Here is a 25,014-nt window from a genome sequence, read left to right as displayed (position 1 = left end):
CCGCTCCGGCCTTGGGGGCGGCTGTCCCCCGGACGGGGCGGGGCGTGGGCTCAGTCCTCGCGCATCGGGACCGTGAGGGTGTGCTGCTCGGCGACCTCCTTGGCCCGGGGGTAGCCGGCGTCGACGTGGCGGAGCACGCCCGTCGCCGGGTCGTTGGTGAGGACGCGTTCCAGCTTGGCCGCCGCCAGGTCGGTGCCGTCGGCGACGCTGACCTGGCCGGCGTGGACGGAGCGGCCGATGCCGACCCCGCCGCCGTGGTGGATCGAGACCCACGACGCGCCCGAGGCGGTGTTGACCAGGGCGTTGAGCAGCGGCCAGTCGGCGATCGCATCGGAGCCGTCGGCCATGGCCTCGGTCTCGCGGTAGGGCGAGGCCACCGAGCCGGTGTCGAGGTGGTCGCGGCCGATCGCCAGCGGAGCGCTGATCTCGCCGGAGGCCACCAGTTCGTTGAACCGCAGCCCGGCCGCGGCCCGCTCTCCCTGGCCGAGCCAGCAGATGCGGGCCGGCAGGCCCTGGAAGGCCACTTTCTCCCCGGCCATCCGGATCCAGCGGGCCAGCGGCTCGTTGTCGGGGAACAGGTCGAGGATCGCCCGGTCGGTCGCCGCGATGTCGGCCGGGTCCCCTGACAGCGCGGCCCAGCGGAACGGGCCCCTCCCCTCGCAGAACAGCGGGCGGATGTAGGCCGGAACGAACCCGGGGAAGTCGAAGGCGCGGGTGAATCCGGCGGCCCTGGCCTCGCCGCGGATGGAGTTGCCGTAGTCGAAGACCTCGGCGCCGGCGTCCATGAACCCGACCATCGCCTCCACGTGCGCGGCCATGGACTCCCTGGCCCGTTGGGTGAACTCCTCGGGCTTGGCCGCCGCGCGCTCGCGCCACTCCTCGAACGCCACCCCGGCCGGCAGGTAGGCCAGCGGGTCGTGCGCCGAGGTCTGGTCGGTGACGATGTCGATCGGGGCGCCCCGGCGCAGCAGTTCGGGCACCATCTCGGCGGCGTTGCCGAGTACGCCGACCGACAGCGGGCGGCGGGCGTCGCGCGCCCGCGTCGCCAGCCGCAGCGCCTCGTCCAGGTCCTCCGCCCACGCGTCGAGGTAGCGGGTCTCCAGGCGGCGCCGGATGCGGCTGGCGTCGCATTCGATGACGATGGCCGCGCCGCCGTTCATGGTGACCGCCAGCGGTTGGGCCCCGCCCATGCCGCCCAGTCCCGCGGTCAGCGTGATGGTGCCGGCGAGGCCGTCCCCGCTGGGCCGGTCCGGGCCGTCGCCGCGCCCGGCCGCGACCGCCGCGAACGTCTCGTAGGTGCCCTGCAGGATGCCCTGGGTGCCGATGTAGATCCAGGAGCCGGCCGTCATCTGGCCGTACATGGTGAGGCCGAGGGCGTCCAGGCGACGGAACTCCTCCCAGGTCGCCCAGTCCGGCACCAGGTTGGCGTTGGCGATGAGCACCCGCGGCGCCCATTCGTGGGTGCGCAGGATGCCGACCGGGCGGCCGGACTGCACCAGCAGCGTCTCGTCGCCGTCCAGGTCGCGCAGGGAGGCGGTGATGCGGTCGAAGCTCGCCCAGTCGCGCGCGGCCCTGCCTGTTCCGCCGTAGACGACCAGGTCGTCGGGGTGCTCGGCGACCTCGGGATCCAGGTTGTTGTGCAGCATGCGCAGGGCGGCTTCCTGCTGCCACCCCTTGCAGGACCGGGCGGACAGCGTGGTGCCGCGCGGGGCGCGAACGGGGCGGGGTCCTGCGGGCGTGGTCGTCATGGCGGTCCCTTCCGCGGAGGGTCGTGAGCGGCCGGATCGGCCGGGTTGCTAGAGGAGCGGGGTCACGGACTCGGCGGCGGTGAGCACGGTGCCGTCGGTGATGAGTCCGGCGGCGGCGGCGATCTCGGGGGCCAGGTGCCGGTCGGGGCCGGGCCCGGGGACGCGCTCGCGTACCGCGGCGACGACGGCGCGGGTGGCGGGCGAGGGCTCCAGCGGAGCCCGCAGGTCCAGGGCGCGGGCCGCGGTGAGCAGCTCCACGGCCAGCACGTCGGTGAGGCCGTCGACGGCGCGGCGCAGTTTGCGCGCCGCCGACCAGCCCATGGAGACGTGGTCCTCCTGCATCGCCGAGCTCGGGATGGAGTCGACGCTGGCCGGCGCGGCCAGGCGCTTGAGCTCCGAGACGATCGCGGCCTGGGTGTACTGGGCGATCATGTGGCCGGAGTCCACGCCGGGGTCGTCGGCCAGGAACGCCGGCAGGCCGTGGGAGCGGGCGACGTCGAGCATCCGGTCGGTGCGGCGCTCGGCGATGGCGGCGACGTCGGCCACCGCGATGGCCAGGAAGTCCAGCGCGTAGCCGACGGGCGCGCCGTGGAAGTTGCCGTTGGACTCCACTCGGCCGTCGTCGAGCACCACGGGATTGTCGATCACCGAGGCGAGTTCGCGGTCCGCGACGGCCTCGGCGTGGGCGAGGGTGTCGCGGGCGGCGCCGGCGACCTGCGGGGCGCAGCGCAGCGAGTAGGCGTCCTGGACGCGGGTGCAGTCGGGGCCGCGGTGGGAGGCGACGATGGGCGAGCCCGCCAGCAGCGCGCGCATGTTCGCGGCGGCCGCGGCCTGTCCGGGGTGCGGGCGCAGCCGTTGCAGGTCGGCGGCGAAGACCCGGTCGGTGCCCAGCAGCGCTTCGACGCTCATCGAGGCGGTGATGTCGGCGACGCGCAGCAGGCGGCGCAGGTCGTGGCTTGCCAGGACCAGCATGCCGAGCATGCCGTCGGTCCCGTTGATCAGGGCGAGCCCTTCCTTGGCCTCCGGCTCCAGCGGCCGCAGGCCGGCGGCGCGCAGGGCGGCGGAGGCGGGGCCGCGTTCCCCGGCGGCGTCGCGGACCTCGCCCTCGCCCATGAGTGCGAGCGCGACGTGGGAGAGCGGGGCGAGGTCGCCGGAGCAGCCGAGGCTGCCGTACTCGTGCACGATCGGGGTGATGCCGTGGTTGAGGAGCGCGGCCAGGGCCTCGGCGGTCCGGAGGCGGACGCCGGTGTGTCCGGAGGCCAGGGTGCGCAGCCGCAGCAGCATCAGCGCGCGCACGACCTCCCGCTCGGCCTCGGGGCCGGCGCCGGCCGCGTGGGAGCGGATGAGCGAGCGCTGCAGCCGGGCGCGCAGGTCCGGGGCGATGTGCCGGGTGGCCAGCGCACCGAATCCGGTGCTGATCCCGTAGGCCGGCAGCTCCCCCGCCGCCAGCGACTCCACGCGTTCACGGCTCCGGGTGAGGGCCTTGCGGGCGTCGTCGGTGAGGTGGACGGCGGCGGCGTCGCGGGCGACGGCCACGACGTCGTCGGACGTGAGCGGCTCCGGGCCGACCGGAATGGCGAGCGAGGTGGACATGCCTCTATTGGACGCCGCGCGGACCTGCGTCTGCGACCTCTGACACGGGGATTGTGTCCGGGATTTCAGACTATGGCGATCTCAGGGACTCGGGCCCGGACTCCGCCGGCCCCCGCGATGCCGCCACGGCTTCGGCACCCGGGTCCGCGAAGGTCCGCGGGAGAATCCGGAGGGCGCCCCCGTGCAGTGGGGCGCCCTCCGGTGTGCGTGGGACGGACACGCACGTTTTCGGGATGGTCCGGGGCCAGTGGCGGGTCAGCCGCTGCGGGTGGCCGCTCCGAGGCCGGTCAGCCACTCCTTCGCGCCGCTGAGGACGGCCGGGGGCAGGGCGTGCCCGCCGGGGTGCTCCTGCAGGCGCACGTTCGCGCCGCGCTCGGTCAACTGGGTGGCCAGCAGCCGGGCCTGGTCGATCGGGGTGATCGGGTCGGCGGTTCCGGCGCCCATGAACACCGATGCGGCCGACAGGTCCACCCGTTCGGGCTCGCGCCCCTGCAGGGGCGCGGCGGCGGCGAACAGGGCGGCGCCGCGCAGCAGGTCCGGACGCAGCAGCAGCGTCGCGGCGGCGATGTTGGCGCCGTTGGAGAAGCCGACCGCCACGACGGAGGCGGGGTCGAGTCCGCGGGCCGCCACGGACTCCTCCACGAATCCGGCGAGTTCGTGGGTGCGGGCGATGACGTCGTCGACGTCGAAGACACCTTCGCGCAGCCGCCGGAACCAGCGGTTGGCGCCGTTCTCGCTCACCTTCCCGCGCGGCGACAGCAGCGCGGCGCCCGGCGCGAGCGCCCGGCCGAGGCCGAGCAGGTCGTGCTCGTCGGCGCCGGTGCCGTGCAGCAGGAGCAGGGTGGGCCCGCCCTGCGCGGCGGCCGGGTGGAACACGTGCTCGAAGCCGAGGCCGCTCACGCGTCGTCCCCCGGTTTCACGGCGGGCAGGGCGCGCTCGATCTGGGCCCGGTCGGGCTCCAGCCACGGCGGCAGCTTCAGGCTGCGGCCGAGCTGCAGCAGCGGCTCGTCGTAGTCGAAGCCGGGGCCGTCGGTGGCGATCTCCAGCAGCACCCCGCCGGGCTCGCGGAAGTAGATCGAGGTGAAGTAGGAGCGGTCGCGGATCTCGGTGACCCCGACGCCGTCGTCGAGCAGGCTCTGCCGCCAGTCGACCTGGGCCTGGGCGTCCGGGGCGCGGTAGGCGACGTGGTGGACGGTGCCGGCCGCCACGTGCCCGAGCGGTGCGCGCGGGTCGGCGAGCACGTCGACCACCGTGCCCACGGCGCTCCCGGCGTCGGCGGTGTGGAAGCGGTAGCGGCCGTTCTGCTCGGCCGCGAGCGTGAATCCGAGCCGGCCGGCCAGCATGTCGGCGGTGCGCTCGTGGTCGTGCTCGGTGAGCGTGACCGCGCGGACGCCGCGGATGGCGTGCTCGACCGGGATCCGACCGCCGTCCCACGGGTCGGTGTCGTGGTGGTCGGTGCTGGCGACCAGTTCGATCACCAGTCCGTCGGGGTCGCGCAGGCTGAGCACGTCCTCCTCGATCCGCTCGGCCGGCCGGGTGGCCTCGACTCCCAGTGAGGCCAGGTGCCCCTGCCACCAGCCGAGTGAGCCCTCGGGAACCGAGAACGACGTGGTCGTCGCCTGCCCGGCGCCCAGGCGGCCCTTGGGTGCGCCGGGCCAGGGGAAGAACGTCATGATGGTGCCGGGGTTGCCCGCCCGGTCGCCGTAGTAGAGGTGGTAGGTCTCCGGGGCGTCGAAGTTGACGGTCTTCTTGACCAGCCGCATCCCCAGTGCGTTGAGGTAGAAGTCGGCGTTGGCCTGCGGATCGCTGGCGACGGCCGTTACGTGGTGGATTCCCGCGGGGCGCACGCTCATGGTCACTCCTTCAGCCGGTTCGGTCTCCACGGTAGCAAACAGTTGAAAATTGAACTATGTTCCCGCGCCGGTGCTCCGTCCCCGTCTTCCCGCGCACGGGGCGACCACGGAGCGCGCGGGCCGAGCGCACCGCGGGAGGCGGAGGCATCCGGAAGCGGGGAGGCCGGCGCGCGTTCCAGCGGCGAGAATCGACCCATGAGCCATGTTCCCGCCGCAACGCGCGCCCTGCGGCTGCTGCGCTTCCTCGCGGCGCAGGCCGGGCCGGTCTCGGCCACCGCCATCGCGCGGGGCCTGGGACTGCCGCGCTCCAGCGCCTACCAACTGCTGGAGGCCATGGCCGAGGAGGGGTTCGTCACCCACCTGCCCGAAGAGCGGCGGTGGGGGCTGGGGGTGGCCGCGTTCGAGATCGGATCGGCCTATCTGCGCCACGGTCCGCTGGAGCGGCTGGCCCGGCCGCTGCTCACCCGGCTCGCCGAGGAGACCGGCGCGACCGCGCACCTGGGCGTGCTGCACGGCTGCGACACCCTCTACCTGCTGAAGGAGCAGCCCCGCCACGCGCCCGTGCTGATCACCGGCGTGGGCGTGCGGCTGCCGGCGCACCTGACCGCGTCCGGCCGCGCCATGCTCGCCCGCCTGCCGCGCGCGCAGGTGCGGGCGCTCTTCCCCGGGACCGAACCGTTCGTCAGCCGCACCGGACGCGGCCCGGCCTCCCCTCGGGAGCTGCGGGACCTGCTCGCCGACGAGCGCCGGCGCGGCTGGTCGAGCGAGGACCAGCAGGTGGCGGAGGGGTTCGCCTCGGTGGCCGCCGCGGCCTTCGACCACACCGGGAGCCCTGCGGCGGCGATCGGCCTGACCGTCCCCAGCGCCCGGCCGGTCACGCCCGCCGCGCTGGCCGCGCGCGCCCGCGACGCCGCGGCCGAACTCACCCGCAGGCTGGGCGGTCGGGCGCCGGCCTGACGCCGACGCTCCGGACGCTCGAAGGACCGGGCCCGCCCCGAAGGAGCGCCCGGAAAAACGAGATGCCCCGCCGTCGGGCGGGGCATCGCCGTCGTGGTCGCCGGGTCCGGCTCAGTTGGCGTTGGCCCTCATCGCGGCGTCGATGGCCGCGCGGTCGGCCCGCAGCTTGGCCAGGGCCTCATCCAGGATGGCCTGGCCGTCGGCGTCGCTGCGCCGCTCCTTCACGTAGGCCAGGTGGGTCTTGTAGGGCTCGGTGCGCGGAGGGGCCGGCGGGTTCTCGGGGTCCTTGCCCGCGGGGAAGCCGCAGCGCGGGCAGTCCCACTCCTCGGGCACCTGAGCCTCGTGCGAGAAACTCGGCACGACCTCGTGCTTGTTGGCACAGTAGAACGGGACTCGAATCCGCGGCGCGGACTCGCCGCGCTCGGCCTCGCCCATCGGGCCGGCACCGACGCGGCTGCCACGGATGGCACTGCCACTACCCACGAAAAACTCCTTCGCAAGGACATACCCCGGTGAGGGGAAACCTGGTATGCGCTCCGCACGGCGGCAGGGTGCCGGGCGCTGGTGCCCGGACCGTAACGGGCACGAGGGGGTACTGGGGGGTTAGGCTCCCCGGTTGAGCAGCAGACCCAGGGCGACGACGCAGACGATCCACAGCGAAGCGGTGATGATCGTCAGGCGGTCGAGATTGCGCTCCACCACCGACGAGCCGCCCAGGGAGGAGGTGACGCCGCCGCCGAACAGGTCGGACAGGCCACCGCCCTTGCCCTTGTGGAGCAGCACCAGCAGGATCATCAGCACGCTGAAGATCATCAGGACAACGGACAGACCGAGGATCACGTGCTCACCCGTAACTCGACCCCAACGAGGGGGAATTGACGATCTAGGGTTCCTCCGCGGTCGCACCGCCCGAGGCGGTCGGCGGCCCGGCGGATGAGGAACCGGGGACAATACTGAATTTTACCGCGTGACTTGCGCATCGCGGACCGGTTCGACGAAGAACCTTGCGCGCAGTGTAGCGCGCGTTACCCTTCTGTACCGCCATGCGGGCGGCCGGATCGCGCCGTTTCGGGGACGAAGGGCCCTTCCCCGGGCATTCGGACCCGCACGCGGAGCAACGGCGCGGGCCCGAATGAATCGGCGCGGGAGGTCAGGACTGCTCGCGGAAGCGGACCAGCTTGACGAACTCGTCGGCCTTGAGGCTCGCACCGCCCACCAGGGCGCCGTCGACGTCGCTCTTGGCCATGATGCCGGCGATGTTGTCGCTCTTGACCGAGCCGCCGTAGAGGATCCGCGTCTCGCGCGAGGCCTCCGGCGAGTACAGCTCGCCCAGGCGCACGCGCAGCGCCGCGCACACCTCCTGGGCGTCGTCGGGGGTGGCGACCTCGCCGGTGCCGATGGCCCAGACCGGCTCGTAGGCGATGACCAGGCGGCGGGCCTGCTCCTCGGTGACGCCCTTGAGCGCGCCGTCGAGCTGGGCGACGGTGTGGGCCACCTGGTCGCCGGCCTTGCGCACCTCCAGCCCCTCCCCCAGGCACAGGAGCGGGGTGATGTCGTTGGCGAAGGCCGCCTTGACCTTGGCGTTGACGACCGCGTCGTCCTCGTTGTGGTGCTCGCGGCGCTCGGAGTGCCCGGCCAGCACGTAGGAGCAGCCGAGCTTGGCCAGCATCGGCCCCGAGACCTCGCCGGTGTAGGCGCCCTTCTCGTGCTGGGAGATGTCCTGGGCGCCGTAGCCGATCTTGAGCTTGTCACCGTCGACGAGGGTCTGCACGCTGCGCAGGCTCGTGAACGGCGGCAGGACCACGACCTCGGCGGCGTCGAAGTCGGCGCCGTTGAGCGAGAACGCCATTTTCTGGACCAGCGCGATGGCCTCGAAGTGGTTGTTGTGCAGCTTCCAGTTGCCCGCGATCAGCGGCTTGCGCTTGGCGTTTGCCATGATTGCCCTACTCTTCCAGTGCCGCGATGCCGGGGAGGGTCTTGCCTTCGAGGTACTCCAGGCTGGCGCCGCCGCCGGTGGAGATGTGTCCGAACGCCTTCTCGTCGAAGCCGAGCGCCCGCACGGCCGCGGCGGAGTCGCCCCCGCCCACCACGGTGAAGGCCCCGGAGTCGATCAGGCCCTGGGCGACGGCCCTGGTGCCGCCGGCGAACGGCGCCATCTCGAACACGCCCATCGGGCCGTTCCAGAACACGGTCCTGGCGTCGGCCAGCTTGGCGGCGAACAGCTCGGCCGAACGCGGGCCGATGTCCAGGCCCATCCGGTCGGCGGGGATGGCGCCGGCCTCGACCACGTCGTGCGCGGCGTCGGCGGAGAAGGAGTCGGCCGCGACGACGTCGACCGGCAGCACGAACTCCACGCCGTGCTCCTCGGCGCGGCGCAGGTAGTCGTTGACCGTGTCGATCTGGTCGCGCTCCAGCAGGCTGGAGCCCACCTCGTAGCCCTTGGCGGCGAGGAAGGTGAACACCATGCCGCCGCCGATGAGGATGCGGTCGGCGGTGGTGAGCAGATTGTCGATGACGCCGAGCTTGTCGGAGACCTTGGAGCCGCCCAGCACCACCGCATAGGGGCGCTCGGGGGACTCGGTGAGCCGACGCAGCACGTCGACCTCGGTGAAGACCAGGCCGCCCGCCGCGTGCGGCAGGCGCCGGGGCAGGTCGAAGACGCTGGCGTGCTTGCGGTGCACGGCACCGAAGCCGTCGCCGACGTAGAGGTCGGCGAGCCCGGCGAGGCGGTCGGCGAACTCGGCGCGCTCGGCGTCGTCCTTGCTGGTCTCCCCCGGCTCGAAGCGCAGGTTCTCCACCAGCGCGACCTCGCCGTCGGCCAGTTCGGCGCTCACCGCGCGGGCGGACTCGCCGGCGGTGTCGGTGGCGAAGCGCACCGGGGCGCCGAGCAGCTCGCCCAGCCGGACCGCGACGGGGCGCAGCGAGAACTCCGGCTTGGCCTCGCCCTTGGGGCGGCCGAGGTGGGCGCCGACGATGACGCGCGCGCCGCGCTCGCGCAGGTGGTTGATGGTGGGCAGGCTCGCCCGGATGCGGCCGTCGTCGGTGATGCGGTCACCGTCGAGCGGCACGTTGAGGTCGGCCCGGACGAAGACTCGCTTGCCCGCGACGTCGAGGTCCTCGATCGTCCGCATGCTTGACTTCCCCTCCTGGGAGGTGTGATGCGCGTACATGGGCGGTGACGCCCTCCCGCAGGGAGGGCGTCACCGTTGCCGTGGGCGGCGAGTTACAGGCCGGCGCCGACCAGCTTGGCCACGTCGACGAGGCGGCTGGAGTAGCCCCACTCGTTGTCGTACCAACCGATGATCTTGACCTGGTTGCCGAAGGTCATGGTCAGGGTGGCGTCGAAGGTGCAGGACGGCGAGGTGCCGACGATGTCGGAGGAGACGATCGGGTCCTCGGTGTAGCGCAGGATGCCCTTGAGCGGGCCCTCGGCCGCGGCCTTGAACGCGGCGTTGACCTCGTCCTTGCTCACCTCGCGCTCCACCTCGACCACGAGGTCGGTGACGGAGCCGTCCGGGACCGGGACGCGCATGGCCATGCCGTCCAGCTTGCCCTGCAGCTCGGGCAGGACCAGGGCGGTGGCCTTGGCGGCGCCGGTGGTGGTCGGGATGATGTTCTGCGCCGCGGCGCGGGCCCGGCGCAGGTCCTTGTGCGGGAAGTCCAGGATGACCTGGTCGTTGGTGTACGCGTGGACCGTGGTCATCAGGCCCTTGACGATGCCGAAGTTGTCCAGCACCGTCTTGGCCATCGGCGCCACGCAGTTGGTGGTGCAGGAGGCGTTGGAGACGATGTGGTGCTTGGCCGCGTCGTACTTGTCGTCGTTGACGCCCATGACGACGGTCAGGTCCTCGCCCTTGGCCGGGGCGGAGATGATGACCTTCTTGGCGCCGGCGTCGATGTGCTTCTTGGCGTCCTCGGCCTTGGTGAACCGGCCGGTGGACTCGATGACGACGTCCACACCCAGGTCGCCCCAGGGCAGCGCGGCCGGGTCGCGCTCCTCCAGCGCCTTGATGCTCTTGCCGCCGACGCTGATGCTGTCGGCGCCGACCTCGACGTCGCCCTCCAGCGTGCCGAGCACGGTGTCGTACTTGAGCAGGTGCGCGAGCGTGGCGTTGTCGGTGAGGTCGTTGACCGCGACGATCTCAACCTCGCTGCCCCCGGCGGCCTGGACCGCGCGCCAGAAGTTGCGGCCGATCCGACCGAAGCCGTTCACGCCTACACGGATGGTCACGGAACCATTCTCCTCACGTGTTCGATGTATCTCGGCACGGTTCGACGTGCTTCGACGTGCTCTGGCACGACCCGCGCCGAACCGCGGAAACATGCGTCGGGGTTGTGACCGAGCCTATCGCCAATTCCGGCGGGCGGCCGTGGCGGACCCGCGGTCGGTGACGGCCCCCCGAGTGCCGGTGACCATACTCGCACCACCACCCCGTAGAGGTCTAGACCATTTGGTCGGGTTTTTGCCTCATTCCACTCTGCGGCGGCGGTCGTCAGGGCACCAGCATGTCGGGGGTGAGGTTGGCGTCGGTGCCCGGAATGCCCTGGTCGGCGGCCCGCTTGTCGGCCATGGCCAGCAGGCGCCGGATCCGCCCGGCGATGGCGTCCTTGGTCAACTGCGGGTCCGACAACTGGCCCAGCTCCTCCAGCGAGGCCTGCTTGTGCGCCAGCCGCAGCCGCCCCGCCGCGACCAGGTGCTCGGGCGCGTCGTCGCCGAGGATCTCCAGCGCGCGCTCCACCCGCGCACCGGCCGCGACCGCGGCGCGGGCGCTGCGCCGCAGGTTGGCGTCGTCGAAGTTGGCGAGCCGGTTGGCGGTGGCGCGGACCTCGCGCCGCATGCGCCGCTCCTCCCAGGCCAGCACGCTCTGGTGGGCGCCCAGCAGGGTCAGCAGCGCGCCGATGGAGTCGCCGTCGCGTACCACGACCCGGTCCACCCCGCGCACCTCGCGGGCCTTGGCGTGCACCTTCAGCCGACGGGCCGCACCGACCAGCGCCAGCGCGGCCTCGGGGCCGGGGCAGGTCACCTCCAGCGACATCGAGCGCCCCGGCTCGGTGAGCGAGCCGTGCGCGATGAAGGCCCCGCGCCAGGCCGACTCCGCGTCGCACGTCCCGCCCGCGACCACGTGCCGGGGCAGCCCGCGCACCGGGCGGCCGTTGCCGTCGATCAGCCCGGTCTGGCGGGCCAGGCTCTCACCGTCCTTGATGACCCGGACGACGTAGCGGTTGCCCTTGCGCAGGCCGCTGGGAGACAGGACGACGACCTCGGACTCGTGGCCGAACACCTCGGAGATGTCCTTGCGCAGTCGCCGCGCCGCCGCGCCCGTGTCGAGTTCGGCCTCGATCACGATCCGCCCGCTCACCAGGTGCAGGCCGCCGGTGAAGCGCAGGACCGTGGAGACCTCGGCCTTGCGACAGCATGGCTTGAGAACGGTCAGCCTGCTCAACTCGTCCTTCACCACGCCGGTCATCGCCATGGATGTGGTCCTCCCCCTGGAACTCGCTGGAGCGAGGACGCCGTGTGAGAAGGCGTCCTCCCGTGGCAGACTACTGGCCGATCCGGGCTGTGCCACGCCCTTGGACGCGTGTCCATTGTCCCTGATCAATCCGGCGAGTCGGGTTTTCCGCTCTGAATGAGCTTGCCGTCTATCGCCGCTCATCGGCCGGGTCGGGCCCTTATGTCGGGCCGAGCGCCGATGCGGCCGCCGGCCGGCCGCGGCCGGTCACGGGGCCTCCCGGAACACCTCGTCGAAGGCCGCGGCCAGCAGGTCCGGGTCGTGGCGCGGGGAGCCGTCGCGCGCCGCGACGTCGGCCAGGACCAGGCGGCCGCCCAGCTTCTCCGCGGCGCGGCGCAGCCGTCCGGTGTCCTCCACGACATCGGGGTCTGCCAGCACGACGTCCACGCCCAGATTGGGCGCGTGGGCGCTGAGCACCTCCAGGTAGGTGTGGGCGGCGAAGTCGTCGGTCTCTCCCTGCTGCGGCGACAGGTTCAGCGCCACCACCCGGCGGGCCCGGGTCCGCACCAGCGTGTCGGCCAGCTCCGGGACCAGCAGGTGCGGCAGGACGCTGGTGAACCAGGAACCGGGGCCGAACACGACCCAGTCGGCCTCGCGCACCGCCTTGACCGCCTGCTGGGAGGCCGGCGGCTTCTCGGGCACCAGCGAGACCGAGCGCACCCGCCCGCGCGTGCTGGCGCAGGCCACCTGGCCGCGCACGGTCGTGACCTCGTCGGGGCGGGCCGGGTCGACGCCTTCGACCTCGGCCGCGATGTCCAGCGGCACCGACGACATCGGCAGCACCCTGCCGTGCGCCCCGAGCAGTTGGCCGACCCAGTCCAGGCCGGCCACCGAGTCGCCGAGCAGCTCCCACAGCGCGACGATGAGCAGGTTGCCGACGGCGTGGCCGTGCAGCTCCCCCTCGGAGCGGAAGCGGTGCTGGATCACCTCGCTCCAGGTGTGGCCCCACTCGTCGTCGCCGCACAGCGCGGCCAGCGCCATCCGCAGGTCGCCCGGCGGCAGCACCCCCAGCTCGCGGCGGAGGCGGCCGCTGGAGCCGCCGTCGTCGGCGACCGTCACCACAGCGGTGACATCGGTGGTCACCCGGCGCAGGGCCGAGAGGGAGGCGTACAGCCCGTGCCCGCCGCCCAGGGCCACCACCCGTGGCGGCAGGGCGTCGCTCCCGTGTTCCTGGCGCGCGTTCTCCGCGTCCTCATAGCCCGACATCTGAGCGTGCGTACCTCATGATCCGAATCCGTGCACGAGCCGTGTCAGCGCTCGCCGCGGGCCCCGGGCGACGCCCGGCGGCCGCTCGCGAGTGGAGCAATGCCCTGCAAAACACCCCATGAATGGAGCAATGCTATGGACGACCACCGCACTTGGCCACTCGTGCTGGTGCGGCCCCCGTTGCGCCGCTACTCCCGCCCGAGGTCGCGGTGGACGACGTGGACCTCCAGGCCCTCCTCCCGCATGCGGTCGCCGAACTGCTCGGCCATCGCGACGCTGCGGTGCTTGCCGCCGGTGCACCCCACGGCCAGCGTCATGTAGTGCTTGCCCTCGCGCAGGTAGCCGGAGACCAGCAGGCGCAGGACCTCGGTGTAGGCGTCGAGGAGCTCCTTGGCGCCGCGCTGGGCCAGCACGTATTCGCGGACCGGGGCGTCGCGGCCGGTCAGCGGGCGCAGCTCCGGCACCCAGTGCGGATTGGGCAGGAAGCGGCAGTCCATGACGATGTCGGCGTCCACGGGGAGCCCGTACTTGAACCCGAAGGAGACGACGTTGGCCCGCAGGTGGGCCTCTTCGGCCTCTCCGAAGAAGCCGATGACCTTGGCCTTGAGCTGGTGCACGTTGAGCTGGGAGGTGTCGATGACGAGGTCGGCCTCGCCACGGACCGCGCGCAGCAGCTCGCGCTCGCGGGCGATGCCGTCGGTGAGCCGGCCGTCGCCCTGCAGCGGGTGCGGGCGGCGCACCGCCTCGAACCGGCGCACCAGCGCCTCGTCGCCGGCCTCCAGGAACACCACGCGCGCCGCGATGCCGCGCAGGCGCAGCTCCTCGACGGTCGAGAGCAGGTCCTCGGTGAAGGCCAGGCTGCGCACGTCGACGACGGCGGCGACGCGGGGCACCGCGCCCTGCGTGCGGCCCGCCAGGTCGATCATGGTGGGCAGCAGCCCCGGCGGCAGGTTGTCGACGACGAACCAGTCGAGGTCCTCCAGCGCCCGCGCCGCCGTGCTGCGCCCGGCCCCCGACATGCCCGTGACGACGACGATCTCGGGCGGAAGCTCCCCACCGAGGCTGTTGGTCATCTGGTCATCCCCCATGGTCTCGCTCGCCCTCGTCTGATGGGTGGTGCGCGGTCGTGTGGCCGCCAGTATCGCCGGTCCCGGCCAGCAGCGCCGCGATGGTCTCGGCGGTTCGCCGGCCGACGCCCGGGACCTCGGTGATCTCCTCGACCGAGGCCGCGGCCAGCCGGCGCAGCGACCCGAAATGGCGCAGCAGCGCGGTACGGCGGGCGGGGCCCAGGCCGGGCACCTCGTCCAGGGCGCTGGAGGTGAGCGCCTTGGCCCGCTTCTGGCGGTGGTAGGTGATGGCGAACCGGTGCGCCTCGTCGCGCACCCGCTGCAGCAGGTAGAGGCCCTCGCTCGCGCGCGGCAGGATGACCGGGTCCTCCTCCTCGGGCAGCCACACCTCTTCCAGCCGCTTGGCCAGCCCGCACACCGAGACGTCGTCGATGCCCAGCTCGTCCAGGGCCCGGCGGGCCGCCTGGACCTGGGGCCGGCCACCGTCGACGACCACCAGGTTGGGAGGATATGCGAATTTGGCCGGCGGCGCGGGCGCGGTGGCCGGATCGCCGCCGGAACCGGCCGCGTCCGCGGGCGGCGCACCGCCCGGCGGCGCCTCCGCGGCCTCCCCCATCCGGGCGAGCTCGCCCGAGCGCTGGCTCTCCTCCAGGTAGCGGGTGAACCTGCGGCTGATGACCTCGTGCATCGCCGCGACGTCGTTCTGCTCGGCGCCGCCGGAGCCGCTGCCCCGGATGCTGAAGCGCCGGTACTCCGACTTGCGCGCCATGCCGTCCTCGAACACCACCATGGACGCCACCACGTTCTCGCCCTGCAGGTTGGAGATGTCGTAGCACTCGATGCGCAGGGGCGCCTGGTCGAGGCCGAGCGCCTCGGCGATGTCGGCCAGGGCCTTGCTGCGGGTGGTCAGGTCGCTCGCGCGCTGGGTCTTGTGCCGCGCCAGCGCCTGCTCGGCGTTCTTGGCCACGGTATCCAGCAGCGTCCGCTTGTCGCCCCGCTGGGGCACCCGCACCTCCACGCGCGCGCCGCGGTGCTCGCTGAGCCAGGCGGTGACCGCCTCGGGGTCGGCGGGCGGCGCCGAGACCAGCACCTCGCGGGGGATCGCGGCGGCGGCTCCGTCGGGGGCCCGCCCGGCGCCCTCGGGGGCGAGCCCGCCGTAGGTCTGGGCCAGGAACTGCTCGACGAGCTGGCCGGTGTCGACGTCCTCGACCTTGTCCACGACCCAGCCGCGCCTGCCCCTGATGCGCCCGCCCCGCACGTAGAACACCTGGGCCGCCGCCTCCAGGGGGTCCTCGGCGAAGGCGATGACGTCGCAGTCGGTGCTGTCGCTGAGCACCACCGACTGCTTCTCCAGCGCCGTGCGCAGCGCCTGGATGTCGTCGCGGATGCGGGCGGCGCGCTCGTACTCCTGCTCGACGGCGGAGTCGCGCATCCGCTGCTCCAGGGTCCGGATGAACCGGCCGGTGTCGCCGGCCATGAACGCGCAGAAGTCCTCGGCGAGGGCGCGGTGCTCCTGCGGGTCGACGCGGCCGACGCACGGCGCCGAGCACTTGTCGATGTAGCCCAGCAGGCAGGGCCGGCCGCTGGAGCGCGCCCGCTTGAACACCCCGGTCGAGCAGGTGCGCACCGGGAAGACCCGCAGCAGCAGGTCGACGGTCTCGCGGATGGCCCAGGCGTGGGAGTAGGGCCCGAAGTAGCGCACGCCCTTGCGCCTGGCGCCGCGCATGACCTGCACCCGCGGGAACTCCTCGTTGAGGGTGATCGCCAGGTAGGGGTAGCTCTTGTCGTCGCGGTAGCGCACGTTGAAGCGCGGATCGTACTCCTTGATCCAGGAGTACTCCAACTGCAGCGCCTCGACCTCGGTGCCCACCACCGTCCAGTCCACGTCGGCCGCCGTGGAGACCATGGTCTGGGTGCGCGGGTGCAGGCCGGCGAAGTCCTGGAAGTAGGAGGACAGCCGCGACCGCAGGTTCTTGGCCTTGCCGACGTAGATGACGCGGCCGTGGGCGTCGCGGAACCGGTACACCCCCGGCGAGGTGGGGATCGAGCCGGGCTCGGGCCGCAGGTGGGGTTGGGCTGCCATGGCTCCCATTGTGGTGGCCGGGACAGACATCTCGCACCTCGAGGCCAGATCCATGGCCGCTCCCCGGGTGAGGAGCGGCGGTCTACGGTTAGGTGGGGCGGAGGAGCCCGCGGCGGCCGCCGACGGTCCCCATGCGCTAACCCACACCCCCAAACGTCACGATTCGGTATCCACATGGCCTAAGTTGTGTTCGATACCCGGCGTTCGTCTACCTGCATCTAGTCATAAGGGGGCATCGTTCCCGTGCCGCTCGCATCTTGGATTGCCCTGGGCGTCAGCATCGTCGTCTCGGTGTCACTCGTCTCCGCGGTGCACTGGCTGCTGACCCACCAGCTGTCGAAGGTCTGGCGCGTCGCCGGGCCGCTGGTGAAACGCTGCCGCGCCTCCGCCTACGCTGCGGCGATCGTCGTCGGCGCGAACATCGCCCTCCCCGACAGCCGGGCGTTCGACGACTGGAGCTGGTACCTGGCCTTCCGGCACGGGATGCTGATCGCGCTGATCGCGTCGCTGACCTGGCTGGCCCTGACCGTCGCCTACGCGGTCACCGACACGGTCCTGGACAAACTCTCGGTCAAGAACGCCGACACCGACCGCAAGTCGCGCCGGATCCAGACCCAGGTCAAACTGCTGCGCCGGGTGGTCGCCACGGTCATCGGCGTCCTCGCCGTCGCCGCGATCCTGTTCACGTTCGACTCCGTCAAACCGCTGGGCGCCGGGCTGCTGACGTCCGCCGGTCTGATCGGCATCGTCGCCGGCGTGGCCGCCCAGTCCACGCTGGGCAACCTGTTCGCCGGGCTGCAGCTGGCGTTCAGCGACGCGCTGCGGATCAACGACGTCGTGGTCGTCGAAGGCGAGTGGGGCCGCATCGAGGAGCTCAGCCTCACCAACGTCATCGTCCGGATCTGGGACGAGCGCCGGCTGGTGCTGCCGGTCTCGCACTTCACCAACCACCCGTTCGAGAACTGGACCAAGCACGGCAGCCAGGTCACGGGCAAGGTGATGTTCCGGGTCGACTGGGAGGTGCCGATCGAGAAGCTGCGGGAGGAGGTCGGCTCCTACGTCACCAACCACCCGCTGTGGGACGGCCGCCGCTGGTCGCTGCAGGCCACCGACGTCCTGGAGAACGGCCTGATCGAGGTGCGGGTGGTGGTCACCACCGCCGACACCGACGCGCAGTGGGACCTGTGCTGCGACGTGCGCGAGCACATGGTCGCCTACATCACCGAGAACTACCCGCAGGCGCTGCCGCGCCACCGCACCGAGTTCGCCGGCGACGAGGAGAACGCCTACGCGGCGAGGTGGCCGACCTCGGCCTTCCGCCGCGCCGAGCCCTCCAGGGCCAACGGAAGCACCGAGGAGGGCTGAGCGCCCGCAGCGGCGTCTCCGGCGTGAGAAGGGGACGTGCGGGCCGCGCGCCCCCTTCGCGTCCCGGCTCACACCAGGATGATGTCGGCGCCCTCGATCCGCACCTCAAAGGGCTCCAGCGGCTCGCCGGCCGGGCCGCCCACCGCGTCGCCGGTCCCGATGTCGAACTCGCTGCCGTGGCACAGGCAGTGGATGTTGTCCTCGACCTCCTGCACCGTGCAGCCGGCGTGCGTGCACACGGCGCTGAACGCCTTGAACTCGCCCTTCTGCGGCTGGGTGACGACGAGCTTGGCGTCGATGACGACCGTGCCGCCGCCCACGGGCACGTCATCGGTGCGCGCGATCACCGTGCCGTGCAGCTTGTCCTGCGGCTGGGGATCGTCGCCGGGGCCGGCGCAGGCGCCGGCCCCCAGGGCGGCCGCCCCGGCCGCCCCCGCGGCGCCCAGCAGCCGCCGCCGACTCATCCCACAGGCACACGGCGTCCCCGCTGTCATGACGCGGCTCCCTTTCGTTCGACCGGGAAAAAATCCACTACTACGAACTGTAGTACCGGACTGGGAGCGCCCCGGCACCGCACGGACGCCGAGGGGCGGGTCCGCCGGGGCGGACTACCCGGCCTGCACGACGACGGTCTTGGCGATCTTGTCGTTGAGCGACTGCCGGTTCGGCTGGTCCCACAGCGGCCACAGCCCGTTGAGCAGCGGGTACAGCCAGACGATCCAGCTGACGACCGGGACGAACATCAGCGGGAGGTAGACCCACCAGGCGCCGGCGCGCAGGAACGCCGTTGCGGAGGGCAGGCCCTCCTGCCGCGCGCCGTCGAGTGGGACGACGCGCAGGCTCAGGAGCCGCTTGCCCACGGTCGCGCCCCACTTGGACAGGCACAGGCCCTCGTACAGCAGGGCGGCGGCCGAAGCGAGCAGGAACATGACGATGGTGACGGCGACGGTACCCCACGTCGACACACCCCCGGTGACCTCGCCGGTGCTGGGGTCGACCTCGACCGGCGACATGGCGGCCGTGAAGAACAGCAGGCCCAGGACGCCGTTGATGATCCCGAGCGGGACACCGACGATCACGCCGTCCACGATCCGCGCGACCAGGCGCTGCCACCACTCGGCGAGCCGCTGACCGCCGCCCGGGGCCCCGTGGCCCCCGTAGGGCTGCCCGCCGTAGGGGGCGCCCTGCGGCGGGCCGTAGCCGCCCTGCGGTCCGGGCGGCGGGGCCCCCTGGCCCGGGTAGCCGGGGTGGGCGCCGGGCGGAGGCCCCTGCGGGGGCTGCTGCGGGGGCTGCTGCGGGCCGGGACCGTAAGGCTGCTGGGGCCCCGGCCCGTAGGGCGGCTGCGGTCCCGAACCGGGCGGCGGCTGCTGCCCCGGAGGCGGCGGATAGGGCCCCTGGTTGCCGTATCCACCGCCCTCGGGCGGCTGGTTGGGCGGTGGCGGCGGTGGGTAGTTCATGGGTCCCCGAACCTCGTGGTGGTCGTAGGCGTGTTTCGGTTGATCAGCATTCCATGCCCGGCCGATGTCCGGCCAAATCGCGGTGCACCGGCGCGGCCGGGGTGGCGTCGGCCGCCCCGGCCGGGTCAGTCGGCGCGGAGCACGACGGTGCGGGCGATCTTGTCGTGGATCCCCTGCCGGTGCGGCCGGTCCCACAGGGGCCACAGGCAGAAGAAGACGAGACCGGCCAGGCTCAGCAGCACCTGGACCACGAAATGGGCCCAGACGAAGAGGTACAGGACGTTGAAGACCGCGGCCCTGGCCAGCACCGCGGCGATCGGGATCTCGCCCGGGCGGCCCGAACCCCCGATGGCCGCCACCCGGATCCGCATCACCTGCTTGCCGAGGGTGCGGCCCCACACCGTCACGCAGACGGCGTCGTAGGCGCCGACGAGCAGGAACCAGGTGATGCTGTAGATGATCCAGAAGCCCCGTTCGACCGAGGAGCTCGACGCCCCGAGGAGCGCGTCCGTGCCGGCCCAGAGCAGGCCGGCGATGAGTCCCAGCACCGTCGCCGGAATCAGCAGGGCCCCTGCGTCGATGAGCCGGGCGACCGCCCGCTGCCACCACTCCGCCGGCGCGGGCGAGGAGGGCCGCCCCGGCCCGCCGTCCGGCGCGGGCCCGGCGTAGGGGGACCGGTAGGGCGGCACGAAGGTGCCGGTGCCGCCGGCCTCGGGCGGCGGCTGGTAGGGCGGCGGCCGGTGGCCGACCCCGCCCGCGCGGGTGGATCCGGGATCGCCGCCGACGGAAGGCCCGCTGTACCGGGGAACGCCTCCACCGTCGTTCCAGGGCGGGGGGTGGCTCATGAACGCACGGACCTCCTACGGGACCGGGAAGAGGGAACGGGGCGCCGCGCCTGCGCGCTCATGGCGTGCCCTATGACGGTACCGAGCGTGCACGCCCGGTCACCACCACGGTACCGGCGAAGCCGTCGTGCAGGCCGCGGTGCGAGGACCGGTCCAGGACGGCCGAGACCACCGCGAACACCGACAGCACCAGGGCGAGCAGCCCCAGCACGGGGACGTAGTTGAACAGCACCGACGCGTACAGCACGCCGGAGCGCTTGACCAGCGCGAAAGGGCCGGGCCGCCCGCCCGCCGGGTCCGCGCCGCCGCCGTGCGCGGCGACGGACAGGCCGAAGAGGCGCTTGCCGGGCGTCCCGCCGTGCAGCATCGTGAACCCGACCTCGTAGGCCAGGTAGACGGCGAACGTCACCGCCGACAGTGCGATGCCGACCGGCAGGGACAGCCCGGTCGGCGTCCACCCGCCGGGCAGGGCCCGCACGGCCGCGCTCGCCACGAGCGCGGCGATGCCGGCCAGGATGACCAGGTCGACCAGCCTCGCCGCGAACCGCGCTCCGAGCGGCGCCGGCCGGAGGGCGCCGAGAGGGGCGCTGCGCCCCGCGCGGGCGTGGTCCATGCGTCCTCGTTTCCGACGGAGGTGGGGTACTGCGGTGCTGCCACCACCTTAGACCGGCCGCGCGCGAACGCCGACGCCCGCGGGGACGGGCCCGGCCGAGCGCGCTCCAGAGGCGATGCCGTGAAGTCGAGGTTCGCCGGACCGATGCCGACCGGTGTCCACAGGTCTCCCTGTACTCGAACAAGGCCGCAAAGGCTGCGGTCGGCCTGCCTCCCGCAGACTCCGGCCAAAGGGAGCAGCGGACCCGCAACGCCCCTCGGCAAATACCGCGCAGCGCCTGACCGAGCAGCATTGGCTCTAGAGGATCTTGCGCAGGAACTGGCCCGTGTAGCTCTCGTCGATGTCGGCGACCTCCTCGGGCGTGCCCGTGGCCACGACCGTGCCGCCGCCCGAACCGCCCTCGGGACCCATGTCGATGACGTAGTCGGCGGTCTTGATGACGTCGAGGTTGTGCTCGATGACGATGACCGTGTTGCCGTTGTCCACCAGCCGCCCCAGCACCCCGAGCAGCTTCTCGATGTCGGCGAAGTGCAGGCCGGTGGTGGGCTCGTCCAGCACGTAGACGGTGCGGCCGGTGGAGCGGCGCTGCAGTTCCGATGCGAGCTTGACCCGCTGGGCCTCGCCGCCGGACAGCGTCGTGGCGGGCTGGCCGAGCCGCACGTAGCCGAGTCCGACGTCGTTGAGCGTCTGCATGTGGCGCCGGATCGCGGAGATCGGCTCGAAGAACTCCAGCGCCTCCTCGATCGGCATGTCCAGGACGTCGGCGATGGTCTTGCCCTTGTAGTGGACGTCCAGCGTCTCGCGGTTGTACCGGGCGCCGTGGCAGACCTCGCACGGGACGTAGACGTCGGGCAGGAACTGCATCTCGATCCTGATCGTGCCGTCGCCCGCGCACGCCTCGCAGCGCCCGCCCTTGACGTTGAACGAGAACCGGCCCGGCTGGTAGCCGCGCACCTTCGCCTCGGCGGTCTGGGCGAACAGCTTGCGGATGTGGTCGAACACACCGGTGTAGGTGGCGGGGTTGGACCGCGGAGTGCGGCCGATCGGGCTCTGGTCGACGTGCACGACCTTGTCGAGCTGGTTCATCCCGTTGACGCGGACGTGCCGGCCGGGAACCGAGCGCGCGCCGTGCAGCTCCTTGGCCAGCGCCTTGTACAGGATCTCGTTGACCAGCGTGGACTTGCCGGAGCCGGAGACACCGGTGACCGCGGTGAACACGCCGAGCGGGAACGCGACGTCGAGGCCGTGCAGGTTGTTCTCGCGTGCGCCCCTCACCACGACCTCGCGCCCCTTGGTCAGCGGCCGACGCTCCTCGGGGACCTTGATGACGCGCCGGCCGGCCAGGTAGTCGCCGGTGTTGGAGTCGGTGCTGGCCAGCAGTTCCGAGACCGGGCCCGACACCACGACGTCGCCGCCGTGCTCGCCGGCGCCCGGGCCGATGTCGACCACCCAGTCGGCGGCGCGGATCGTGTCCTCGTCGTGCTCGACGACGATGAGCGTGTTGCCGATGTCGCGCAGCCGCTCCAGCGTCTCCAGCAGGCGGAAGTTGTCGCGCTGGTGCAGTCCGATCGACGGCTCGTCGAGCACGTAGAGCACGCCGACCAGCCCCGAGCCGATCTGGGTGGCCAGCCGGATGCGCTGGGCCTCGCCGCCGGACAGCGATCCGGCCGGGCGTTCGAGGTTGAGGTAGTCGAGGCCGACGTCGAGCAGGAAGCCCAGCCGCGCGTTGATCTCCTTGAGCACCTGGGCCGCGATGACCTGGTCGCGCTCCGACAGCTCCAGCCCGCCGAGGAACTCCGCGCACTCGCTGAGCGGCAGGGCGCTGACCTCGGCGATGGAGCGCCCGCCCACGGTGACGGCCAGCACGACCGGCTTGAGCCGGGCGCCCTCGCAGACCGGGCAGGGCACGACCCGCATGAACCCTTCGAGGCGCTCGCGGCTGAGGTCGCTCTCGCTCTCGGAGTGCCGGCGCCGCACCCACGGGATGACGCCCTCGAAGTCGGTGTAGTAGGAGCGGGTGCGGCCGTAGCGGTTGCGGTAGCGCACGTGCACCTGGGTGTCGTGGCCCTGCAGCAGCGCCCGCTGCGCCTTCTTGGGCAGCTTCTCCCACGGGGTGTCGAGGTCGAAGCCGAGCGCGTCGCCGACCGCCTGCATCAGGCGGCCGAAGTACTCGCTGGCGTGTCCGCCCGACCACGGCGCGATCGCCCCTTCGGCGAGCGTCTTGGCGGGGTCGGGGACGAGGAGTTCGGGGTCGACCTCCATGCGGGTGCCCAGGCCGCTGCATTCGGGGCAGGCGCCGTAGGGGGAGTTGAAGGAGAAGGAGCGCGGCTCCATCTCCTCGAACGACAGGTCGTCATAGGGGCAGAACAGGTGCTCGGAGTAGACCCGCTCGCGCTCGGAGTCGTCCTCGGGGAGGTCGACGAAGTCCAGCAGGATCGTGCCGCCGGCCAGCTGCAGGGCGGTCTCCACCGAGTCGGTCAGCCGCTTCTTGGCCGACTCCTTCACCGTGAGCCGGTCGACCACCACGGCGATGTCGTGCTTCTCGTACTTCTTGAGGGCGGGCACCTCGTCCAGCCGCACGGCCGCGCCGTCGACCCTGGCCCGGGTGAAGCCCTTGGTCTGCAGGTCCTTGAAGAGCTCGACGTACTCGCCCTTGCGTCCGCGCACGACCGGGGCGAGCACCTGGAACCGGGTGCCCTCCTTCAGCTCCAGCACCCGGTCGACGATCTGCTGCGGGGTCTGGCGGGCGATCAGCCGGCCGCACTCGGGGCAGTGCGGCCGTCCGATGCGGGCCCACAGCAGCCGCAGGTAGTCGTAGACCTCGGTGATGGTGCCGACGGTGGAGCGCGGGTTGCGGCTGGTGGACTTCTGGTCGATGGAGACGGCCGGGGACAGTCCCTCGATGAAGTCGACGTCGGGCTTGTCCATCTGGCCGAGGAACTGCCGGGCGTAGGCCGAGAGGGACTCGACGTAGCGGCGCTGGCCCTCGGCGAAGATGGTGTCGAAGGCCAGCGACGACTTTCCCGACCCGGAGAGTCCGGTGAACACGATCATCGCGTCGCGCGGGAGGTCCAGCGAGACGTTCTTGAGGTTGTGTTCCCGGGCGCCCCGGATCACCAGCTGTTCGGCCATGCTCCCATCAACCCCTTCGGCATCGGCACCACGCGGTGAGGGCGTGCCGGACCCCGGCTCCTGGCTGCCGCGCAAGGTGTGGCCTGCACCGACGGCCATGGGGACGGATACCGCGCTTGGGCCGTCGTGCGGCGCTCGGCCTCTAACAGTAACGACTCGAAGCGCCGGAAACTTCCGCCTCCGGCGCGCGAAGCGCCCGCCGGGAACCCGGCGGACGCTTCACTATAACCGAACAGCCGTTCGAGGAGAGGGTCGTCCGGGAATCCGGACGGCCCGCTCTTCAGAAGGGGGCGCCGGGGCCGGTCTTCTCCCCCGTCGGCTCCTTCTTCCCGCCGCCCTTGGACCTCAGCAGGCTCGCGACGATGGTGACGGTCATCACACCCAGGATCACGGTCAGGGACAGGCCGATACCGATCTCGGGCACGTGCACGCCGTTCTCGTGCAGCGCGTGCAGGATCATCTTGACGCCGATGAACACCATGATGGCGGCCAGGCCCCAGCTGATGAAGGCCAGCCGGTCCATCAGCCCGGCCAGCAGGAAGTACAGCTGCCGCAGGCCCAGCAGGGCGAAGGCGTTGGCGGTGAAGACGATGTAGGGGTCCTGGGTGAGGCCGAAGATCGCCGGGATCGAGTCGACCGCGAACACCAGGTCGGTGACGCCGATGGCGACGATGACCATGAGCATCGGGGTGACGTGGCGGCGGCCGTTCTGCTTCACCGTCAGGTGCGCGCCGTGGTAGTCGTCGGTGACCGGCCAGACCTTGCGGACCATCCGCACCGCGAAGCTGTCGGTGTAGTCCTGATCCTCCTCGTCCTTCTTGAGGTGGTCGCGGACGATCTTGATCGCCGTGTAGATGAGGAACGCGCCGAACAGGTAGAAGACCTCGCTCCAGGCGTTGATCGCCTGGGCGCCGATGACGATGAAGAAGCCGCGCATGACGAGCGCGATCACGATGCCGACCAGCAGGACCTCGTGCTGGTACTTCTTGGGCACCGCGAAGCTGCCCATGATCAGGTAGAAGACGAAGAGGTTGTCGACGCTGAGGCTCTTCTCGGTGACGAAGCCCGCGAAGTACTCGCCCGCGATGGTCGCGCCGGCGAAGTACCAGACGCCGAAGCCGAAGACGATCGCGATACCGATGTAGAAGGCCGCCCACCACGCGGCCTGCTTCATGCCGAATTCCTTCGGCCCGGACTTCTTGCTCCAGGGGTGGTCGACGATCGCCAGGTCCAGGGCCAGGATCACGACCATCGCGCCGATCGTGACAAGCCAGACCCACATGGGGACATCCATACGGATTCTCCTCCGGTTGCGGTGCCCGCCTGTGAAGTACGGGCATGGGTGCTACCGGAGGTCTCTCCCGCCCATGGCACGGCCACGGGCCGACGGCACCGGGTTCGCCTCGTTGCGATCCGTGATGACGACACCGCCGCGGAAGGGATACTCCCCTCACTCACTGATTGTTCTGACCGATCAACGTGGAATCATGCGGATGGGTTCCCGCCGATTGAAAGGCCGGGTCTCATCATGCCATCCCGGCCGTGCGCGGGACACCGCCCGGAAGGCCTCTTCTTGTGCACC

General features: G+C 72.0%; 21 protein-coding genes. 2 read left to right on the top strand and 19 right to left on the bottom strand.

The window, feature by feature from the left end:
• Positions 1 to 50: 50 nt before the first annotated feature.
• The 4 genes from hutU to HDA32_RS08645 all read right to left on the bottom strand — a co-directional run bounded on the left by hutU (position 51) and on the right by HDA32_RS08645 (position 5,194).
• A complete protein-coding gene (hutU, locus tag HDA32_RS08660; protein ID WP_179642698.1) occupies positions 51 to 1,748 on the bottom strand; it encodes a urocanate hydratase in 1,698 nt (565 codons plus the stop codon).
• Positions 1,749 to 1,796: 48 nt separating this feature from the next.
• The gene (gene hutH / locus HDA32_RS08655) at positions 1,797 to 3,341 is read right to left on the bottom strand and encodes a histidine ammonia-lyase (protein ID WP_179642697.1); all 1,545 of its coding nucleotides are present in this window, start codon (positions 3,339 to 3,341) and stop codon (positions 1,797 to 1,799) included.
• Between the two features lie 255 nt (positions 3,342 to 3,596).
• Positions 3,597 to 4,241 (bottom strand): alpha/beta hydrolase, encoded by a 645-nt coding sequence (locus HDA32_RS08650; RefSeq protein ID WP_179642696.1) that lies wholly within the window; start codon positions 4,239 to 4,241, stop codon positions 3,597 to 3,599.
• A complete protein-coding gene (locus HDA32_RS08645) occupies positions 4,238 to 5,194 on the bottom strand; it encodes a ring-cleaving dioxygenase (RefSeq protein WP_179642695.1) in 957 nt (318 codons plus the stop codon). Before HDA32_RS08645 ends, HDA32_RS08650 begins: the two co-directional genes overlap by 4 nt.
• Positions 5,195 to 5,389: 195 nt before the next feature.
• On the opposite strand from HDA32_RS08645, the gene HDA32_RS08640 reads away from it, so the two are divergent.
• Complete coding sequence (locus HDA32_RS08640) at positions 5,390 to 6,151, top strand: IclR family transcriptional regulator (RefSeq protein WP_179642694.1); 762 nt, start codon at positions 5,390 to 5,392, stop codon at positions 6,149 to 6,151.
• A 111-nt stretch (positions 6,152 to 6,262) separates the two neighbouring features.
• Here HDA32_RS08640 and HDA32_RS08635 read toward each other — a convergent pair whose 3' ends face one another.
• The 9 genes from HDA32_RS08635 to uvrC all read right to left on the bottom strand — a co-directional run bounded on the left by HDA32_RS08635 (position 6,263) and on the right by uvrC (position 16,020).
• Positions 6,263 to 6,634: an RNA polymerase-binding protein RbpA gene (locus HDA32_RS08635; protein ID WP_179642693.1), complete on the bottom strand. Its 372-nt coding sequence runs from the start codon at positions 6,632 to 6,634 to the stop codon at positions 6,263 to 6,265.
• Between the two features lie 120 nt (positions 6,635 to 6,754).
• Entirely contained in the window at positions 6,755 to 6,991 is a 237-nt protein-coding gene (secG, locus tag HDA32_RS08630) for a preprotein translocase subunit SecG (RefSeq protein ID WP_179642692.1), read from the bottom strand.
• Between the two features lie 310 nt (positions 6,992 to 7,301).
• Positions 7,302 to 8,087 (bottom strand): triose-phosphate isomerase, encoded by a 786-nt coding sequence (gene tpiA / locus HDA32_RS08625; protein WP_179642691.1) that lies wholly within the window; start codon positions 8,085 to 8,087, stop codon positions 7,302 to 7,304.
• Positions 8,088 to 8,094: 7 nt separating this feature from the next.
• Positions 8,095 to 9,282, bottom strand: a complete 1,188-nt coding sequence (locus tag HDA32_RS08620) for a phosphoglycerate kinase (protein WP_179642690.1) — start codon at positions 9,280 to 9,282, stop codon at positions 8,095 to 8,097.
• A 92-nt stretch (positions 9,283 to 9,374) separates the two neighbouring features.
• The gene (gene gap / locus HDA32_RS08615; RefSeq protein ID WP_179642689.1) at positions 9,375 to 10,382 is read right to left on the bottom strand and encodes a type I glyceraldehyde-3-phosphate dehydrogenase; all 1,008 of its coding nucleotides are present in this window, start codon (positions 10,380 to 10,382) and stop codon (positions 9,375 to 9,377) included.
• A 262-nt stretch (positions 10,383 to 10,644) separates the two neighbouring features.
• Positions 10,645 to 11,625 (bottom strand): DNA-binding protein WhiA, encoded by a 981-nt coding sequence (whiA, locus tag HDA32_RS08610; RefSeq protein WP_179642688.1) that lies wholly within the window; start codon positions 11,623 to 11,625, stop codon positions 10,645 to 10,647.
• 246 nt (positions 11,626 to 11,871) lie between these two features.
• Entirely contained in the window at positions 11,872 to 12,870 is a 999-nt protein-coding gene (locus HDA32_RS08605) for a gluconeogenesis factor YvcK family protein (protein ID WP_179642687.1), read from the bottom strand.
• Between the two features lie 188 nt (positions 12,871 to 13,058).
• Positions 13,059 to 13,943: an RNase adapter RapZ gene (gene rapZ, locus HDA32_RS08600; RefSeq protein WP_179642686.1), complete on the bottom strand. Its 885-nt coding sequence runs from the start codon at positions 13,941 to 13,943 to the stop codon at positions 13,059 to 13,061.
• A gap of 4 nt (positions 13,944 to 13,947) precedes the next feature.
• Positions 13,948 to 16,020 (bottom strand): excinuclease ABC subunit UvrC, encoded by a 2,073-nt coding sequence (gene uvrC, locus HDA32_RS08595; protein ID WP_179642685.1) that lies wholly within the window; start codon positions 16,018 to 16,020, stop codon positions 13,948 to 13,950.
• 243 nt (positions 16,021 to 16,263) lie between these two features.
• Here uvrC and HDA32_RS08590 point away from each other — a divergent pair, with 243 nt between their 5' ends.
• Positions 16,264 to 17,385, top strand: a complete 1,122-nt coding sequence (locus HDA32_RS08590) for a mechanosensitive ion channel family protein (RefSeq protein WP_179642684.1) — start codon at positions 16,264 to 16,266, stop codon at positions 17,383 to 17,385.
• Positions 17,386 to 17,453: 68 nt separating this feature from the next.
• Here the strand turns inward: HDA32_RS08590 and HDA32_RS08585 are convergent, their stop codons facing one another.
• The 6 genes from HDA32_RS08585 to HDA32_RS08560 form a co-directional block, all read right to left on the bottom strand.
• Positions 17,454 to 17,849 (bottom strand): Rieske (2Fe-2S) protein, encoded by a 396-nt coding sequence (locus HDA32_RS08585; protein WP_179642683.1) that lies wholly within the window; start codon positions 17,847 to 17,849, stop codon positions 17,454 to 17,456.
• A gap of 144 nt (positions 17,850 to 17,993) precedes the next feature.
• Positions 17,994 to 18,842: an RDD family protein gene (locus HDA32_RS08580; protein WP_179642682.1), complete on the bottom strand. Its 849-nt coding sequence runs from the start codon at positions 18,840 to 18,842 to the stop codon at positions 17,994 to 17,996.
• Between the two features lie 125 nt (positions 18,843 to 18,967).
• Entirely contained in the window at positions 18,968 to 19,687 is a 720-nt protein-coding gene (locus HDA32_RS08575; RefSeq protein ID WP_179642681.1) for an RDD family protein, read from the bottom strand.
• Positions 19,688 to 19,757: 70 nt separating this feature from the next.
• A complete protein-coding gene (locus HDA32_RS08570) occupies positions 19,758 to 20,300 on the bottom strand; it encodes an RDD family protein (RefSeq protein WP_179642680.1) in 543 nt (180 codons plus the stop codon).
• A 297-nt stretch (positions 20,301 to 20,597) separates the two neighbouring features.
• Positions 20,598 to 23,432, bottom strand: coding sequence for an excinuclease ABC subunit UvrA (gene uvrA / locus HDA32_RS08565; RefSeq protein WP_179642679.1), 2,835 nt, complete (start codon positions 23,430 to 23,432; stop codon positions 20,598 to 20,600).
• 280 nt (positions 23,433 to 23,712) lie between these two features.
• Positions 23,713 to 24,726 (bottom strand): TerC family protein, encoded by a 1,014-nt coding sequence (locus tag HDA32_RS08560; protein WP_179642678.1) that lies wholly within the window; start codon positions 24,724 to 24,726, stop codon positions 23,713 to 23,715.
• Positions 24,727 to 25,014: the final 288 nt, after the last annotated feature.

Origin of the sequence: Spinactinospora alkalitolerans (assembly GCF_013408795.1) — a bacterium.
Classification (GTDB): Bacteria; Actinomycetota; Actinomycetes; order Streptosporangiales; family Streptosporangiaceae; genus Spinactinospora; species Spinactinospora alkalitolerans.
The sequence above is the reverse complement of the archived record's forward strand: the minus strand, read 5'-3'. Positions and strand labels throughout refer to the sequence as shown.